Annotated in this window: 12 protein-coding genes; 7 read left to right on the top strand and 5 right to left on the bottom strand. The window is 63.0% G+C overall.

All coding sequences use genetic code 11. From position 1 onward, the window contains the following. Positions 1-37: 37 nt before the first annotated feature. The 4 genes from ACPVPU_RS01195 to ACPVPU_RS01180 all read right to left on the bottom strand — a co-directional run bounded on the left by ACPVPU_RS01195 (position 38) and on the right by ACPVPU_RS01180 (position 4,592). Complete coding sequence (locus ACPVPU_RS01195; RefSeq protein WP_448659091.1) at positions 38-1,498, bottom strand: catalase; 1,461 nt, start codon at positions 1,496-1,498, stop codon at positions 38-40. A 424-nt stretch (positions 1,499-1,922) separates the two neighbouring features. Continuing rightward, positions 1,923-2,264, bottom strand: coding sequence for a response regulator transcription factor (locus ACPVPU_RS01190; RefSeq protein ID WP_448660571.1), 342 nt, complete (start codon positions 2,262-2,264; stop codon positions 1,923-1,925). A gap of 191 nt (positions 2,265-2,455) precedes the next feature. Further along, positions 2,456-3,055 (bottom strand): response regulator transcription factor, encoded by a 600-nt coding sequence (locus ACPVPU_RS01185; RefSeq protein WP_448659090.1) that lies wholly within the window; start codon positions 3,053-3,055, stop codon positions 2,456-2,458. Between the two features lie 34 nt (positions 3,056-3,089). Then, positions 3,090-4,592 carry an ATP-binding protein gene (locus tag ACPVPU_RS01180; RefSeq protein ID WP_448659089.1) on the bottom strand — a complete coding sequence of 501 codons (1,503 nt, stop codon included), beginning with the start codon at positions 4,590-4,592 and terminating at the stop codon, positions 3,090-3,092. Between the two features lie 165 nt (positions 4,593-4,757). Between ACPVPU_RS01180 and ACPVPU_RS01175 the strand changes: the two genes are divergently transcribed. From ACPVPU_RS01175 to ACPVPU_RS01165, 3 genes are all read left to right on the top strand, one after another. Beyond that, a complete protein-coding gene (locus tag ACPVPU_RS01175) occupies positions 4,758-6,161 on the top strand; it encodes a sensor histidine kinase (protein ID WP_448659088.1) in 1,404 nt (467 codons plus the stop codon). Beyond that, the gene (locus ACPVPU_RS01170) at positions 6,158-6,511 is read left to right on the top strand and encodes a response regulator transcription factor (protein ID WP_448659087.1); all 354 of its coding nucleotides are present in this window, start codon (positions 6,158-6,160) and stop codon (positions 6,509-6,511) included. The genes ACPVPU_RS01175 and ACPVPU_RS01170 overlap by 4 nt, the downstream gene beginning before the upstream one ends. Positions 6,512-6,583: 72 nt before the next feature. Further along, complete coding sequence (locus tag ACPVPU_RS01165; protein WP_448659086.1) at positions 6,584-7,207, top strand: response regulator transcription factor; 624 nt, start codon at positions 6,584-6,586, stop codon at positions 7,205-7,207. Between the two features lie 4 nt (positions 7,208-7,211). On the opposite strand, the gene ACPVPU_RS01160 is transcribed toward ACPVPU_RS01165, so the two are convergent. Then, positions 7,212-9,788 (bottom strand): ATP-binding protein, encoded by a 2,577-nt coding sequence (locus tag ACPVPU_RS01160; protein ID WP_448659085.1) that lies wholly within the window; start codon positions 9,786-9,788, stop codon positions 7,212-7,214. Between the two features lie 208 nt (positions 9,789-9,996). Here ACPVPU_RS01160 and ACPVPU_RS01155 point away from each other — a divergent pair, with 208 nt between their 5' ends. From ACPVPU_RS01155 to ubiA, 4 genes are all read left to right on the top strand, one after another. Next, a complete protein-coding gene (locus tag ACPVPU_RS01155; protein ID WP_448659084.1) occupies positions 9,997-10,668 on the top strand; it encodes an isochorismatase family protein in 672 nt (223 codons plus the stop codon). A 34-nt stretch (positions 10,669-10,702) separates the two neighbouring features. Next, the gene (locus ACPVPU_RS01150) at positions 10,703-10,951 is read left to right on the top strand and encodes a XapX domain-containing protein (RefSeq protein WP_448659083.1); all 249 of its coding nucleotides are present in this window, start codon (positions 10,703-10,705) and stop codon (positions 10,949-10,951) included. A gap of 77 nt (positions 10,952-11,028) precedes the next feature. Beyond that, positions 11,029-12,873, top strand: coding sequence for an amidohydrolase (locus ACPVPU_RS01145; protein WP_448659082.1), 1,845 nt, complete (start codon positions 11,029-11,031; stop codon positions 12,871-12,873). 308 nt (positions 12,874-13,181) lie between these two features. Further along, positions 13,182-14,099 carry a 4-hydroxybenzoate octaprenyltransferase gene (ubiA, locus tag ACPVPU_RS01140; RefSeq protein WP_448659081.1) on the top strand — a complete coding sequence of 306 codons (918 nt, stop codon included), beginning with the start codon at positions 13,182-13,184 and terminating at the stop codon, positions 14,097-14,099. The last annotated feature ends 113 nt before the right edge of the window (positions 14,100-14,212 follow it).

Raw genomic sequence — 14,212 nt, 5'->3', positions numbered from 1 at the left:
GTCTCTCCCAATGTGGCAAGTGGCGCCGTCAAGGCTGTCATTCCGCTGCCGTGGCCAAATCCAACCCGAGCGCGCGGGCGACGCCGGCGCCATAGGCGGTGTCCGCCCGCGCACAGTTGTCGATGTGGCGCTGTTGCACCTCGATGGAAGCGCCGCCGACCTGGCGTGCCGTATTGTCGAACAGGCGCTGCTGTTCGACCGGTGTCATGAGCCGGAAGAGATCGCCGGGCTGCTCCCAATGATCGTCGTCGACGCGGTGGTCCCAATGGGTAGCGGGACCATCCAGCGCGAGCGCGGGCTCCGCCTGGTCTGGGCTTTCCTGCCAGACGCCCTGGCTGTTGGGGAAGAAGCTCAGTGTGCCGCCCAGATTGCCGTCGGTGCGCATGGCGCCGTCCCGGTGATAACTGTGAAACGGGCATCTCGGCGCGTTGACTGGAATATGGGCGTGATTGACCCCAAGCCGGTAGCGCTGCGCATCACCATAGGAAAACAGCCGGGCCTGAAGCATCCGGTCCGGCGAGAATCCGATCCCCGGCACGATATTGGCGGGCGTGAAAGCCGCCTGCTCGACCTCGGCAAAGTAATTGTCGGGATTGCGGTTGAGCTCGAATTCGCCGACGCGGATCAACGGGAACGCGGCCTTCGACCAAACCTTGGTCAAGTCGAAAGGATTGTGGTGATGTTCCCGCGCCTGCGCTTCGGTCATCACCTGGATGCAAAGCGTCCATCTCGGGAAATCGCCGGCGTCAATGGCGGCAAGCAAGTCGCGGCCATGGCTCTCGCGATCCTGGCCGATCAGGGCGGCAGCCTCTGCATCGGTCAGGGTCTCGATACCCTGCTGGCAACGGAAGTGGAACTTGACCCAGACGCGTTCGCCCGACGCGTTTACCATGCTGTAGGTATGGCTGCCGAACCCGTGCATATGCCTGTAGCTGCGCGGGATGCCGCGATCGGACATCACGATGGTCACCTGGTGAAGTGCTTCCGGCAACAGTGTCCAGAAATCCCAGTTGTTCTGGGCACTGCGCAGGCCGGTGCGCGGATCACGCTTTACCGCGTGATTGAGATCGGGAAAGCGCAGCGGATCGCGGAAGAAGAAGACCGGTGTGTTGTTTCCGACAAGGTCCCAATTGCCCTGTTCGGTGTAGAACTTCACAGCAAAGCCCCGAATGTCCCGCTCGGCGTCGGCCGCTCCGCGCTCTCCGGCAACCGTCGAGAAGCGAACGAAAATCGGTGTGGTCTTGCCGATTTCGGAGAACAGCTTCGCCTTGGTGAAAGGTGAAATGTCGTGGGTGACGGTGAACGTGCCATATGCGCCCGAACCCTTGGCGTGCATGCGCCGCTCGGGAATGACCTCACGATCGAAATGCGCAAGTTTCTCGATCAGCCAGATGTCCTCCAGCAGCGCAGGGCCTCGCGGGCCTGCGGTCAGGATGTTGACATTGTCTACCACGGGCGCGCCGTTGGCATGATGCAGACAGTCGTCGCGCATTTCCATTCTCCGCTCGGGGATCCTCGGGCATGGTCGTCGCCATCGATGGATCGGTTCCGCGCTGTGGATGCCGGATGCGCTGCTGCGGATCGATTGTACCTGGGGTCGAGCGGAATAGATCAAAGTATAGGCAGGGCTGGTGGCCAGGAAATCAGGTCATCCGTGTCAGCCCGGACAGATATTGCCGGCAGGTGTCGATCAGGCGAGTGACGACACGTGGGCGGTTGTTGAGGTGGCGGAGCTATTTGGTGGGAGCGGGCCGGCATGGGGGCGTGCCGGCCCGCTCGGGGGTCTGCACCGGAAGGATCGGTCCGGCGCATCGGCACCCCGGGGGTCGCTGGCCGGGGTACAGCGCCCTTTTCTATGCAAATGATCGCAAACGCCATCAGACGACAGATGCATGGCACTAAACCATGGTGTTGGGGTGGCGTCAGGCGGCAAGGGCGTGGTGAAGGCACGCCATCAGGGTTTCGGCCTCGAACGGTTTGCGCAAAAGGCAGGTGGCACCGCTTTCGCGCGCCTCGTCGAGCAAAGACGGCTCGGTCCTTGCGGTGATCATGATGACGGGGGTTGCGACAATCCGTCCGTCAAGCTCGGCCTTCAGCTCGATGCCGCTCATCCCCGGCATCTGGATATCAGTGATAATGCAAGCGCTAAGGCCCGGCTCCGCAGACGCCAGGAACGCCTCGGCAGAGCCATGTCCGCTCGCCCGGTAGCCTGCCGAGCGCAGGAGGGACATGATGGCTCTTCGCAGCGAGTCATCATCGTCGATAACCGAGATCAGCCGATCGCATCGTGGTGGCGATCCCGGTGTCTCGCCGGTTGACCGGCCATGGACCGCTTGGCCTTCACCGGTACGCCTGGATGAGAAATGGGCCAAACATCGGCTCCGATCGACAAGGGTTCGACCTCAAAGCTAGGGTGCACGCCGCACTGCCTCAACCCTGGCATACCTTTGTATAGTCATGCATCGCCCAGACCCAGGGCATGTCCGACGCGGACCAGCTCGGCGGCGCTGGGCACGTTCAGCTTGCGGGTAAGCGAGCCGCGATGCGCCTTTACCGTAACGATGCTGAGGTGGAGGCGCTCTGCGATCTCGCGGTTCATCAGCCCATCGACGATGCCCCGGAAGACCTCGCGCTCCCGTTCGGTCAGCAGGTCGAACCGAGCCTGGAGCAGCGCATGCTGCGACAACGCGCCGAGGCGGGCGCAATCCCGCGCAAGCGCACGGGCGATCGCATCCAGAAGGTCCTGATCTCGGAATGGCTTGGTCAGAAAATCGACCGCTCCAGCCTTCATAGCCCGGACAGACATCGGAATATCGCCATAACCGGTCATCATGATAACCGGGCTGGCGATGCCGTGGGCATCTAGCCCTGTCTGGAAATCAAGCCCGCTCATGTCCGGCAGGCGGACGTCGAGCAGGATGCAACTAGGCCCCGCCGGACGCGCGGCTGAGAGGAATTCGGCGACTGAAAGGTGCGCCCGGCCGTGATGACCGACGGAGCGCACCAGGCGGACAAGCGCCTCGCAGAGCCCGGCATCGTCGTCAATGATGTGCACAACGGATGTGGGTTTGGGGGCAGTATTGCTAGTGTCAGCCATGATCCCTCTGCCCGGCGACGGCTAGATCGAAGTGAAAGGTCGTTCCCTCGCCTACGCTGCTGCTGGCCCATAATCGGCCGCCATGGGCACCGATACAGGTGCGGCAGATCGACAGGCCCATGCCCATGCCGCCTTCCCGCGTCGAGAAGAACGGATCAAAGATCAATTTCATCGCCTCGGGATCGATGCCCGGTCCCTTGTCCGCAACATCAACCCGTATGCGATCGCGATCCACCCATGCGGCGATCGTGACGTCGCGAGGACCGCGCTTGTCCTTCATCGCCTGCGCCGCGTTGAGGATCAGGTTGACCAGCACTTGCTGGATGTTGACCGGATCGGCCAACACCTGCGGTAAGCCGTCCCGAGCGTCGATATGGACCGATGCTCCAAGCACCCGCAGCTCTCGTTCTGCCAGAAGGATCGCCTCCTGGATCAAATCGACGATCGTGCAGGGCGTCAATGCCGCGGGCGAGTTGCTGAGATAGGCTCGCGTTCGCTCGACCACCGCCTTGGCGCGGGTGGCGGACTCGACGACGTTGCGGAGCCCTGTCACCGCTTCGGTCAGATTGGGCTGCTCGCGGTCCAGCCAGCGCAGGCAGCCCTCGGCATTGGCGATGATCGCAGCCAGCGGCGAATTCACTTCATGGGCAATTGACGCCGACAACGCGCCCATTGTTGCTGCACGCGCGGCCCGCGCGAGGTCAATCTCGGCCTGAGCAAGCCGTGCCTGGGTCGCCTTGTACTCCGTGATGTCAAGGTCACTGACCAGGATATCCTCGAAGCCTTTCAAATCCACCGGAAGTCCGGCGGTGAACAGGGTGTTCACAGACTCGCCATTGCTGTTGGTGAGATGCGTTTCGGAACGGTAGAAACTGTCACCGCGTGCAAAAGCGATGAGCCATTGCACAAAAGTCTGGTCCGTATCGGGCAGGATCCGATCAAGCGAGCCAATCAGATCATCCTTGTTGCGCGCGCCAGATCGCATGACCGCGAATTCATTCACATCCTTGATGATGACCTTGGCTCGCAGTGCCCGAAGCTGCTCGGGGTGCGCCGCGTAATGAGCTTGCATGTCTCTGACGCCGGATCTCAGCAGCCGCAGCACCTCGTCGCGCGCCGCGGACCAGTCCTCTCGCCAGAGTGCAATTCCCGTGCGGTTGAAGAGGGTGTCATTCCAGCGACGAACCTCGTCGAGCTGCCGGGTCAGCGCTGTGACCTTGCGCCGATGATAGACCAGTCCAGAAATGGCAAGGCCGATGGACAGGAAGACAAGAACGACCGCAGCCAGGGCGCTTACCAGATCGACGGGTACGATCAGGGCAAGCGCAAGCACGAGGATGATCACAATCGCGGTAAGGGCCCAGTCGCCACTCGTCCAGCGCACCGGTGGCGGCGTCGCGCCGATGCGATGCGCCCAAAGCGGTATGCCGTCCTTATCCAGTCCCTGGCCCGAAGCATCCACATCGGTCGGCCATAAGGTGAATACCTGCCGCATCGCTGTCCCCCAGGACCTGGCCCAACCTAGCCTTTGCGGCCATTGGTCCGCTGTTGTACCATCGTATAGTTGTTGCGCGCCGCTCTCCAGACGAAAACAGGGTTGCTAAGGGCGGGCAAGCGATAAGGATGGCCATGCGGGGTCTCAGGGTGACGGGAGACCGAATTGTCGACTAGTCGCCGCATACCACCGATCTGGTCGGCGCATCAGCTATGGGGACTGGGCGGTGTCCTGATCCTCGCCGCCGCGGCCAGCAGCGCCGCACTGCTCCTCGATGCAGGCGGCCATCACCTCATTGCCAGCACCGTCATTGGCTTTGCGACCGTGATCGCTGGCCTATTCTTCTATCAGTCATGGCGTGCGGACCTGCGATTTCGCAAGGATTTTCTGGAGACGCAGCAGCGTTACGCGGATGTCTATGACCGTGCTGGCGTTTCCATCTGGCGAGAGGACTGGTCGGAAGTCGGTGCGGCAATGGCGCGGTTGCGGGAGGCAGGCGTGTTGGACATTGCCGCTTGGTACGCAGCGCGGCCGGACAATGCCAGAGCGCTGCACGCAACGGTCCTCATCACACACGTCAATCCACGCTCGGTGGAACTGATGCGAGCCGGATCGGAGGCGGAGCTGACCGGACGCCTTTGCGACGTGCTTCCTGGCAGTATCCATTCTTTCGGACGCTGGCTGGCTGCGATCGATCGTGGCGACGCTACCTATGTCGGGGAGAGCACGATCGCCCGTTGTGACGGCGAGCCGTTTGACTGCCTCGTTACCGCTGCACTGTCGCCGGGCAAGCCGCTGACCGAAGTGGTGGTGAGTATTGTCGAGATCACTAGCTATAAGCGTGCCCAGGCACAGCTGAGCCAGGCTCGAGACGAGATCGCACGTGCCCAGCGCATCGCGACGGTCGGCGCGCTCACCGCGTCAATCGCGCATGAGGTCAATTCGCCGCTGGCCGCCATCGCGTCCAATGCATCGGCGTGCAGACGCTGGCTCGAACGGGACGCGCCGGATATCGGGGAAGCGCTGGACGCAGCCGACGCGGTCCTGCGCGAAACGGAGCGCGCCCGGGCGATTATCGACCGGACCCGCACCTACTTGCAACGTACCGCCCGGGTCACCGAACGGCGTGACCTGCGCGTGCTGATTCGCAGCGCCCTGCAGATCGTGGAGCAGGAAGCGCAAATTCACCGGATCAGCATTAGCCAAGACCTTGCCGATGATCTGGACAGCATTGCTTGTGAACCAGTCCAGCTGCAGCAGGCCTTCGTTAACCTGATGGTCAACGCCATTCATGCGATGCGAGATGCCGAGCAGCGCCAGCTGACGGTACGCGCGGGAACTGCCGGCGGCTGTCGGTGGGTCGCGATCGAGGACACCGGACCTGGAATCTTGGCCGAGGATGCGCGTCGCATCTTCGAGCCCTTTTATTCGACCAAAGAGGGTGGGATGGGCATGGGCCTTTCCATCTGCCGCACCATCATCGAAGCGCATGGCGGGACACTGACGTTGACAGCCGATCGCCGCCAAGGCGCCAGGTTTCGGGTCAGCCTCCCCGGAGAAAGCGTATGACGGCGGGGTCCCTGATCGCCGTCATCGATGACGACCATGCGATCCGCACTGGCCTCTCCAGCCTGTTACGGTCTGCAGGCTATGACGTCGTACTGTTCGACAGTGCGGAGGCATTTCTAGCTTCACCAGCCGCCCGCACAGTCGAGCGCGTCGTCACTGACATCCAGATGCCGGGGATGAGCGGCATCGAATTGCAGTCGGTACTCAGGAAGACGCGGCCGGCGCTGCCTGTTCTGATCATGACCGCTTTTCCGGAGCCTGCGTTGCGCGATCAGGCGCTTGCCGGCGGCGCTGCCTGCTTCCTGTCAAAGCCGTTCGATGCCGACGAACTGCTGCGGCTCCTTGCCTGACAGCCCACGTTACGGCTTCGGCATACCAAGGTATCCCTTTGTGCGCCGCCGGAATGGCGCATAACGGGCGCCATGGAAAGCCGCGCCATCGTCCATATCGTTGACGACGACGAGTCAATTCGCCGGGCCGTCTCGGCGCTGTTGCGATCGGTGGGGATCGACTCGCGAACCTATGATTCCTGCAGCGCGTTCCTGCGCGCCGAGCTGCCAGAAACGCCCGCATGCCTGTTGCTCGACGTCCGCCTGCCGGGGACGAGCGGCCTGGATTTCCAGGGTCAGATGGCAACGCATGGCATCGACCTGCCGGTCATCATGGTCACGGGGCACGGCGACATTCCGATGTCGGTGCAAGCGATGAAGGCAGGCGCCGTCGACTTCCTGACCAAGCCGTTCCGTGATCAAGACCTGCTCGATGCTGTCTCTTCGGCGATAACTCGAAATGTCGAGGCCCGGGAAACGGAGGCGAGGCGAGCCGAATTAATGGCCCGCTACGACAGCCTGTCTGCTCGGGAAAAGCAAGTCATGGCGCTGGTGACAGCAGGGCGGCTGAACAAGCAGGCGGCCTTCGACCTTGGGCTCAGTGAGATCACCATCAAACTATACCGCGCCTCAGCCATGAAGAAGATGGATGCGCGGACGCTTGCTGACCTGGTCAAGATGGCGGAGAAGCTGAAACTGGGAGTCCGCGCCGCCTGATCCGTCAACCGGCCGGTGCGCCCTGCAGGACTTCGGACAGGGGCAGCACGACCGTGAACCGGGCGCCGGACGCGCCGTTTTCGGCGTAAATGCGTCCGCCATGCGCCTGAACGATCGAGCGGCAGATCGGCAGGCCCATGCCCATCCCGCTTTCCTTGGTGGTGAAGAAGCCGGAGAAGAGATGGTCGAGATGTTCCGGCGCTATGCCCGGGCCATTGTCCTCGATCATGATCATGACGCCCACGTCCGCGCGCTGCGTCGTGATCGCCACCCGCCGATCCGCGCCGACGCCCTCGGCCAGCGACTGGACGGCGTTCATCAGCAGGTTGACCAGCACCTGCTGCACCTGGACCCGGTCGCCCAGCACCTGCGGCAGGTCGGCGGCCAGGGACGGCCTGATGTCGACCCCCTTGTCCAGCGCTTCATGGCGGACGATGAGCAGCGAATCCTCGATCGCCCGGTTGATCGACAGCGGCTGCGGATCGGGATCACGCTTCAGCGCCATGCCCCGGATGCGCGCGATAATGTCGCTGGCCCGCCGCGCCTCTGCCACCATGTCGCCGGCCAGCAGCCCGATTTCTTCGAGATCGGGGTCAGGACGCCTCAACCATCTGAGACTGGCTTCGCCAAAGGCGGTGATGGCGGCCAGCGGCTGGTTGACCTCGTGCGCGATCGATGCGGTCAGCTCTCCGAGGGTCGAGACCCGGGCGGCATGCGAAAATTCCGCCTGTACTTCTCGAAGACGTGCCTCTGCGCGCTTGCGGTCGCGCACGTCCACCGTGCCGATCAGGGTGAATCCGAGTTCCTGCAGCGCGGGCAGGAAGGAGATGGAATAGATGACCTCCACCCGGTTACCACGCACATCGCACAGGACGGTTTCCTCGGAATAATCGGGTGCACCGGCATAACGAGCGGTGATTGATCGACGGAACGTATCGGGGCTGAACGCCCAGAATTCGCCGACCGTGCGCCCGACGAACGCCTCGGCTGAGTCACCCCCCAACAGCTCGACCGTGGCCGCATTCACCTCCTGCACGACCACCGCGTCCATACATGTGCGCAGAAAACCGGGATGCTGGTCGAGATGGTGGCCGAGATCGACCACGCCGTTGCAGCGCAGTTCTGTCAGGAGCTTGACGAGGCGGGACGTGTCAACCTGCCACAGCGCCATCGGAACGTGATGAAACAGGTCGCGATATCTCCGCTCACTCTTGCGCAGTTCGCCGTCAGATCTCTTCTGCTCGCTCAGGTCCACAAAACCGACGACGTTGATCCCGCGGTCGGTCAACTGTCCCGAAAAAGTGATCGTGTAGAGGACGTCGATGATGCTGCCGTCCAGCCGGTTGACCTGGGTCTCCTCGGAATATCGCGGTTCGCCGCGCAGCCGTGCCAGCAAAGAGCGACGAATCGTCTCAGGTCGGGCGCGCCAGGCCCAGGATATTGACCCTCTCAGTGCGTCGACATCCGGCGCACCAAACAAGCGTTGCGCCTCCAGATTGGCCTCACCGATATGCGGAAGGCCGATCAGTTCATCAAGAAAGCCTGGAGACTCCTCAATATGGCGAGCCAGGTCTGTGATACCGGCGGCGCTCAGTTCCTCCAAGCGGTCGAACATTGGCCGGGTGTCAAGCTGGACCAGCGCAACGGGAACATGGCGGAAAAGATCGCGATAGCGATGCTCGCTCGCTTCGAGTTCGGCAAAGGCGCGCTTACGATCGGTGATATCGATCACCCCGACCAGCACCGTGCCCTGTGCCTTGTGATCATTTGGCCAGCAAACCGTGAACAGCGCGTCCATGTCCGTGCCGTCCATACGGCGGAGCACCGTCTCGATGCTGAAGCTATCGCGTCGCTCAAGCGCAGCCACCAAGGCCTCGGCAAACACCGCGCAGCTCTGGGGCGGCCACGCCCAAGCCATCGGGCCTGCGAGCAGTGACTCCCGCGAGGGCGCGCGAAAAATCTCGACAGTCTTGTCGTTGGCATCAACGACCCGCACCTGCTCGATTGCCCGCGCGATAAACGCAGTGTCGGACCGCAAGCGCCCCACAATGTCCGTTTCGCCATCGGCGACAAGCGCGCCGATCGCCTTGCGGACCGCTGAGAAATCAAGCTCCCAGAAGGATGCCGCCATGGCGTGGAACAGGTTGGTGTAGCGGTGGGCGGCGATTTCGCCCGCACTCACCGTCTCGGCATCGCGTCCCCATTCAAGCAGCTCGGAGCCGCCATCGGCGCTTTGGCGGACGATCCGGCGAATACGGACGCGCAGCTCGTCACCACCCCGTGTACGGCGAAAGACCTCCCCCTCCCACCGTCCGTCCCGCAGCAGTTCCGCTTCAATCAGCGGCAGTCCGAAGGGGTGGCGCGTCTGGAGGAGCGTATCGACCAGCGTCGTAGCCAGCTCCTCTGCCGTCCATCCGTACAACGCGGTGGCACCCGGACTCCAATATCGGACACGTCCCTGTCGATCTGCCACGATGATACTGTCAGGCACCAGTTCGCCTAGCGCGGCCTCAGCGGCAGGCATGCCAAGCGCGCTCAACGGCAACATCTTGGTTGAAAGCGATGTCATCGGTGCGATCATGTCGATGCCCGCCCGGTACGCAAGCCTGGGCTGGCTGCAAACAGCCGAAAAAGCGATCCACCATACCAAGGTATCGCTTGCAGGCCGGATCGCATGCCACCTGTGGCCGTGTTGATCCTACCAAAGTATGGGGCGATCATTCGCAGGGATGGATCGAGACTGACCGGGCAAGTCGGCACGATGGGCCAACTTTCAGAGGAGAGCGTCCATGCCGACCAGCTTCTTTCCCGCAGCTGCCCGCGAGCTACTGACACCCGCCGATCACCTCCTTTTGCTGATTGACCATCAGTCGCAAATGGCGTTTCCAGTCCGGTCGCAGGATGTGTCCAACCTCCGGCTCAACACCGGTTTGGTGGCAGAGGCTGCGGCCGGTTTCGCGGTGCCGACCATATTGACCTCTGTCGCGGCCAAGGGCTTTTCCGGCCCGTTTTTCGACGAGGTGCTTGAAGCCTTTCCGTCTGCCGAGATCATCGACCGGACGACCATGAATGCCTGGGAAGATCCTGCCGTGCTCGCCCGGGTTAACCTACTCGGGCGTAACCGGATCGTGATCGGCGGGCTGTGGACGTCGGTGTGCATCGTCGGTCCGGTCCTGTCGGCGATCGAGCAGGGTGCCGAAGTCTATGTCATCACCGACATCTGCGGCGACGTGTCGGGCGAGGCGCATGAACGCGCGATCAATCGCATGATCCAGCAGGGCGCACGGCCGCTAACCGCGCTGCAGTATCTGCTCGAACTGCAGCGCGACTGGGCACGTGGTGACACCTATGGCCTGACCACCGGGATCGCCCGCAAGTTCGCCGGCGGCTACGGCATCGGCATCGTCTATGCCAAGGCGATGTTTGGTGCACAGGAAGGCGGGCACGCCGAAGCGGCGTGATCCCTCGCGCGTTCGCTCCTGCCGGAGACCGAGGATGAAGGTCTATCTGCTTTCGCTGGGCGCTGGAATGTTGGTCGGCGTTATCTATTCGCTGCTGGGGGTAAAGAGCCCCGCGCCACCGACCATCGCGCTGATCGGACTGCTCGGGATGCTGGTCGGCGAACAGATCGTCCCAGTCGCAAAACGAATTATGCTCGGCCAGCCGGTCATGGCCTATGTCCGCACCGAGTGCGCGCGCGATGTCCTGGGTCCGCAGGCGGTGACGCCCGAGCGAAGCGCATGAGCGCTCTGACGCGCCGCACAGCGCTCGCTGCTGGGGTGACCGCCTTTCTACCAACGCCCTTACGCAGAGAGCCCGGGATGTCCGATCTGATCCTTATCAATGCCAAGGTGACAACCTTGGACCCCGCCACCCCTCAAGCACAGGCGGTCGCCATTCGAAACGGCAGGTTTCTTGCCGTCGGAGGGGAGGCCGACGTTCGGACGATAGCGCCGAACGCAACGATCATCGATTGTGACGGCAGACGGCTGATCCCCGGTCTGATCGACAGCCACATCCACGTCATCCGGGGTGGGCTCAATTACAATATGGAGCTTCGCTGGGATGGTGTGCCCAGCTTGGCGGATGCGATGACGATGCTCAGGCGGCAGGTTGAGCGTACACCCAGCCCGCAATGGGTCCGTGTCGTTGGCGGCTTCACTCGGCACCAGTTCGCGGAGAAGCGACTGCCGTCGCTGAAGGAAATCAACGCAGCCGCGCCCGATACGCCTGTGTTCATCCTACACCTTTACGACCGTGCACTGCTCAATGCTGCGGCACTAAGAGCAGTCGGTTATGGCCGGGACACGCCCGATCCGCCCGGCGGGGTCATTGCCCGGGATGCCGCCGGCAACCCGACTGGACTACTGCTTGCCAACCCCAATGCCGCGATTCTCTACGCGACTCTGGCCAAGGGCCCGAAGCTGCCGCCCGACTATCAAAAGAATTCAACCCGCCACTTCATGCGGGAACTGAATGCGCTGGGCGTTACCAGCGTGATCGATGCCGGCGGCGGCTTCCAGAACTATCCCGATGATTACGCCATTATCGAGGACCTGCACCGCGATGGGCTGCTCACCCTCCGCATTGCCTATAATCTGTTCACGCAGAGGCCCAGGGAGGAACTGCGGGACTTTGCGACCTGGTCGACGCAGCTAAAGCCTGGGGATGGTGACGACACCTATCGCCACAATGGTGCGGGCGAGATGCTGGTCTATTCAGCTGCCGATTTCGAAGATTTCCAGGTTGCGCGCCCCGAAATGCCGCCAGGTATGGAAAGCGATCTAGAGCCTGTCGTCCGCCTGCTCGCGGAGCGTCGCTGGCCGTGGCGGCTGCACGCGACGTACGATGAGACGATCAGCCGCGCGCTCGATGTGTTCGAGAAGGTAAACCGCGATATCCCGCTGGAGGGCCTGAACTGGTTCTTCGATCATTGCGAGACAATCAGCCAGCGAAACATCGACCGCATAGCGGCACTTGGCGGTGGCATCGCCATTCAACACCGCATGGCATATCAGGGTGAGGATTTCGTCCACCGCTATGGCGCAAGGGCAGCAGAGCGGACGCCCCCGATCGCGGCGATGCTGCGCAGCGGCGCGCCGGTCGGGGCGGGCACCGACGCGACGCGTGTCGCCAGCTACAATCCTTGGGTCTCACTTGCCTGGCTGGTCACGGGACGCACGGCAGGCGGCATGGCACTCTATCCTCCCACCAATCGTCTCGACAGGGAAATTGCACTGCGACTGTGGACCCAGGCTAATACGTGGTTTTCGAATGAAACGGGAAAAAAAGGGCAGATCAAGGCCGGTCAGCTGGCAGATGCGGCGCTTCTCTCTGACGACTATTTCGACGTGCCAGAAAGCGGCATCAGCCGTATACGATCGGTGCTAACGTTGCTCGGCGGCAAAGTGGTGCACGGCGAGGGTGACTACGCAGCCCATGCTCCAGAGCTGCCGCGCCCGATGCCGGACTGGTCACCGATCGCGACATTTGGCGGCTATTCGCAAACACCTGAAGCACGTACATCGCTTGCTGCGGCGTGTGCCTGTTCAGCGGCTTGTACTGTTCACGGGCATGATCATGCCGCAGCACTTGGCACCCGCTTGCCTGTCGCAGACGCCGCCAGCTTCTGGGGCGTATTTGGATGCGGCTGTTGGGCCGTTTGAGAGTTACCACGCGCATCCGTCGCCATGACTTGTAACATGTCCGATCGGCTTGGTTCCAACGGGTCGGCACTCCCCTGCAGCTTCGCTGTTCTTAAAGGATTCGGGAACATTGCAGCGCGGGCCGATCGCGCTTCAACGGCTCCGGCGTCCGACAACGCGCACGGCTCACGGCCCGTTTGTGGGACTGAATGTGGGACTGGAGGAAGGTCGAATTATTTTGCTTTTTATATCAGTGCCTTAGTGCGAGTGCATGATCCCTCCCGCTCCGCCACTGGCCCGCCATGCCCTGCTGTGGCACAGGCGCGGGGATGAGCGTGACGCCGATCACCCCCGACAGCGAACATCGCGGCATGATCGCGCTGTTGCCTGCCGCTGCCCGGCCCTATGCGCTGCTCGCCCGGCTCGACCGGCCGATCGGGTGGTGGCTGCTGTTCTGGCCGGGCGCGTGGGGTGTCGCGCTGGCGGGGCAGGGGGTGGCGCGTTGGGACCTGATCCTATGGCTGCTCCTCGGCAGCATCGCGATGCGCGGGGCGGGCTGCGTCTATAACGACATTGTCGACCGCGATCTGGATGCGCGGGTGGAACGGACGCGCAGCCGACCGCTCCCCAGCGGACAGGTGAGCGTGCGCGCCGCCTGGGTCTGGCTCGTCGTCCTCGCGCTGACCGGGCTGGTCGTCTGGTTTCAACTCGGCTGGCCCGCGCGGATCGTTGCCTTGGCCAGCCTGGCGCTGGTCGCCGCCTATCCGTTCATGAAACGCATCACCTGGTGGCCACAGGCATGGCTGGGCATGGTGTTCGCCTGGGCGGCACCGGTTGCGTGGATCGAGGCGGCGGAGGAGGTCAGCGCGGCGGGCATCCTGCTCTATCTCGGCAGCATCGCCTGGGTGGTCGGGTACGACACGCTCTATGCAGTGCAGGATGTGGAGGATGACGCGATCGTCGGTATCCGCTCGTCCGCCCGCGCGCTGGGGCCGCGGGTGCGGGCGGGCGTTGCGGTCTGCTACGCGCTGGCGCTGGCAGGCTGGGCGGGCGCGATCTGGCAGGTGTTCGCCGCCCCGCTGGCGCTGGTGGCGCTGGCCCCCGCCGCCCTGCACCTGGCCTGGCAGGTGGCGACGTTCGACCGCGCCGATCCGATGAGCGCGCTCACCCGCTTCCGGTCGAACCGCAATCTGGGCGCACTGGTATTCCTGGCGATGCTCGTCGTGGGCGAGGCGAGCGGGGTTTAGGGCAGAAAACCCTCACCCTTCCAACCCCAACCCGCTCGTGCTGAGCTTGTCGAAGCACTGCCTTCTTTGACCAATCCCCGCGCCTTGGAAGGACAATGCTTCGACAAGCTCAG

The sequence above is a fragment of the Sphingomonas paludis genome (genome assembly GCF_053502515.1).
Note: the sequence above shows the minus strand (reverse complement) of the source record. Positions and strands in the feature narration are given on the sequence as shown.

Excerpts from the sequence above, each read along its gene's own strand:
- ACPVPU_RS01195 (WP_448659091.1), bottom strand. The coding sequence starts at position 1,498 with ATGGAAATGCGCGACGACTGTCTGCATCATGCCAACGGCGCGCCCGTG.
- ACPVPU_RS01180 (WP_448659089.1), bottom strand. The coding sequence starts at position 4,592 with ATGCGGCAGGTATTCACCTTATGGCCGACCGATGTGGATGCTTCGGGC.
- ACPVPU_RS01170 (WP_448659087.1), top strand. The coding sequence starts at position 6,158 with ATGACGGCGGGGTCCCTGATCGCCGTCATCGATGACGACCATGCGATC.
- ACPVPU_RS01165 (WP_448659086.1), top strand. The coding sequence starts at position 6,584 with ATGGAAAGCCGCGCCATCGTCCATATCGTTGACGACGACGAGTCAATT.
- ACPVPU_RS01160 (WP_448659085.1), bottom strand. The coding sequence starts at position 9,788 with ATGATCGCACCGATGACATCGCTTTCAACCAAGATGTTGCCGTTGAGC.
- ACPVPU_RS01155 (WP_448659084.1), top strand. The coding sequence starts at position 9,997 with ATGCCGACCAGCTTCTTTCCCGCAGCTGCCCGCGAGCTACTGACACCC.
- ACPVPU_RS01150 (WP_448659083.1), top strand. The coding sequence starts at position 10,703 with ATGAAGGTCTATCTGCTTTCGCTGGGCGCTGGAATGTTGGTCGGCGTT.
- ACPVPU_RS01145 (WP_448659082.1), top strand. The coding sequence starts at position 11,029 with ATGTCCGATCTGATCCTTATCAATGCCAAGGTGACAACCTTGGACCCC.
- ubiA (WP_448659081.1), top strand. The coding sequence starts at position 13,182 with ATGAGCGTGACGCCGATCACCCCCGACAGCGAACATCGCGGCATGATC.